This is a genomic window from uncultured Gemella sp. (assembly GCF_963519265.1).
In the GTDB taxonomy this organism is placed as follows: Bacteria; Bacillota; Bacilli; order Staphylococcales; family Gemellaceae; genus Gemella.
Map to the genome: position 1 here is coordinate 1 of NZ_CAUQNQ010000136.1, position 2997 is coordinate 2997.

At 26.1% G+C, this 2997-nt stretch carries 4 protein-coding genes; all 4 read left to right on the plus strand.

Translation table 11 applies throughout. The features are described 5' to 3' along the window. The coding region (locus RWN11_RS08020; protein WP_314161214.1) for an AAA family ATPase at positions 1-1112 on the plus strand (1112 nt) is incomplete at its 5' end. A gap of 119 nt (positions 1113-1231) precedes the next feature. Next, the gene (locus tag RWN11_RS08025; protein ID WP_314161215.1) at positions 1232-1759 is read left to right on the plus strand and encodes a hypothetical protein; all 528 of its coding nucleotides are present in this window, start codon (positions 1232-1234) and stop codon (positions 1757-1759) included. Positions 1760-1797: 38 nt separating this feature from the next. After that, positions 1798-2340 (plus strand): DUF5067 domain-containing protein, encoded by a 543-nt coding sequence (locus RWN11_RS08030; RefSeq protein WP_314161216.1) that lies wholly within the window; start codon positions 1798-1800, stop codon positions 2338-2340. Between the two features lie 433 nt (positions 2341-2773). After that, positions 2774-2997, plus strand: a 224-nt coding sequence (locus tag RWN11_RS08305) for a PD-(D/E)XK nuclease family protein (protein ID WP_399536243.1), incomplete at its 3' end; no start/stop codon positions are given.

Genomic DNA, 2997 nt, shown 5'->3' on the forward strand with positions numbered 1-2997 from the left:
AGAGAAAATATTTTATATTTATTGGCTCTAAATCATATTTTGATAAGAAATTAGATGACTTATCTGTAGAAAACAGTGGTTATTCTTTTAGACAACTTATTATGTATCAAGATGTAGCAAAAAAAAATGAATTAGAATTTGACCGTAAAGAAGAAGTATTAATTTTGAGTAACGATAACTATCAATCGTTGGTAGGAGCAGCTATTGAGCGATTGGGGACAATTATTGAAGAATTCACTTATGAAAACTCAGAAATTTATATTCATAACCCACCAAGATATCTATATGAATATTTAAAAAAATTACATAAAAGAGATTTAATAGAACTTATCGTCAAAAATGAAGTATATTCAATAGTAAAAGATGAAAATAATTTTAATGTGAAAATAGATTCTATTTTACAAAGAATAATTGGGCAAAATAAGGCAGTTAATGAAATTAGTAAAAGTTTATGGTACCTTACAAAAATAAATACAAAAAAGCCTTATGTAGTTATGTTCTACGGGAAAAGTAGCATAGGAAAGACAGAATTAGTAAGAGAAATTGCTAAGGAATTTTTTGATAATACATTTTTTGAAAAACACTTATCAATGTTTAAGAATATTCAAAGTTTTGATTATTTGTTCGGGGCAGAATTGAATCGAAGAAGTCTAGGTTATGATTTATTGGAAAGAGAATCTAATCTAATTTTTCTAGATGAATTTGATAAATGTGAATCTAGTTTTTATTCAGCTTTTTATACTTTATTTGATAATGAAATATTTAAAGATGCAAACTATGATGTTAACATGTCAGGAACACTTATTATATTAACAGCAAACTATAATTCATTAGAAGATATGAAAAAACATTTAGGGCTTCCAATTTTTTATAGAATAGATAAGTTTATAAAATTTGAAGATTTTGAAAGTAGCACTATTTACGCTATTGTAAAAAAAGAAATTTCATCTCGTAAAAAAGAATTAGGAGATTTATTGGATGAAGAATTGATTTATTCGAAAGTAAGTATGCTTGTTAATACACAAGGTGAAAATGCACGTACTATTAAATCTAAAGTACAAGGGGTTATCGAGGAGTTATTATTTGAGAATTATGTTAATACCGAGAATTAATAGGTTTTCTTATTTTAAAGTTGCATTATATATTTAAAATGTAGAAACAATCTATAATTTAATTTATATGGAAAAAATATATAATACAAAATAATGGTAGTTTAGGAGATGTGAAAGTGATGAATTTAGAGCCAGGAACTTTAGCAGATTGGGTTGGAAATGTGATATCATTTTTAGGAATACTTGTTGCTTCATTTTTTACTGTACGATATTACAGAAAAGATAACAAAAAAATATGGAAGTTGTACAAAAATGTTGAATTAAAAAGAATAATTCTTGAAAATGGTGTGGAAATTATAAGTGGGAATAAAATAATAGTTATTAGTTGTTATAATAATGGAAAATTACCAGTATTCATTGAAGTAAATAAAGTAGTAAGAAGAAAGCGATATTTATTTAATAAATGTTATAAAGTCGTAGAAGAATATCCTATATGGTCTACAGATTTAGATATAGATAAGAATAAAAAAATTAAAATTATGCCAGCAGAATTTATTGAAATATATAAAGTGGATCTAAAATGGGTATCGGAATTTTATCATGAAAATAAAAGTAAACTTAAAAGTTGTGAAGATTTGTGTTTCTGTATAGAAGAGTTGGAAGGGAAAATAGAGTATATAAAAATTAATGATATTTTTGAAAAGTAAAGGAGTAGAGTATTATAAAATCAAAAAAATTATTAACAGTGTTATTAGCATCTAGCTTATTAATAACTGGATGTTCAACAATGAAGGAAGAAAAGAAAGAAAATCCAGTTAAGAATGAAACTGATAAAGATAAAGTTAATTCTTCTAGTAGAGATGGTCAGTATACATTTAAAGATGGAAAAGTATCAATGGAAGATATTGATTTGAAAATTACTAAATATAAAGTTATACCAGTAGGAGCTGAAGGTAATGAATACGGAGATACTCCTGTAATTGCTTTTTGGTACGATACTACTAACAAAAGTGGAAAAGACACGATTACACCTACAATTGCTTGGTTAGCGGCTTTTCCAAATGATGCAATACAAGATAATGATAAAAATAAAGTAAATAAACTTCAGATAGCATCGCATCCTGATAAAAACTTGATGAAAGATCAGAATGCAACTATAAAAAAAGGTGGAACTGTCTCAGGAGCAGTAGCTTATAAACTAACTGATTTAACTACACCTGTAAAACTTACAGCTTATAAAGGTATTGGTGGTATTGAATTGGGAAGTCAAGAATTTGCTGTGAAATAGAATATAATATACTCTCTTTATTTGAAGTGATTCTAGTAAAGAGGGTATATTTTTCTATTTTTTTACAATAAAAACATTCTCTTGTTATTTATGTTATAATAAAACATAACAGAGTATATTAATTATTAAAATAAAGGAATTGTTAAATGGGAAATTATAATGAATTATTAACTCTTAGGAATAAAATAGAAAATACACTTAATTATCAACTTTCACTGAGTAATTTGGAATTATATCAGGGGCTACTTCAATAGTCCTAAAATTTAACAAGTTCATATAAGAACTCATATACGCAGTGGTTTATTGATATCTAAATTCGCTTTATAAAAGCTTTTTAGATATCTAATAAACTTTGCGGGGGTGACTCGACAAAATCGATTTCTTCGAAATCACGATTTTTGAGTCACTCCCTGTTCTGAAGAAATCTGAATTTATTAATCATAAGTTCTTTAGTGATTTTATTGATATTAATAAAAAATATACTAACTTGAAGGTATATAGAGAAAAAAACTCGATTGATTTAACTATCGAGGTTATTGATGAGGAGGGACAGACTTATGTAATTTTTATAGAAAATAAAGTTAAGTCTTTACCTGATGAAGGTCAATTAATTCGTTATTCTGAAAAAGATTCTAATGCTAAAGGGATACTTCTTAG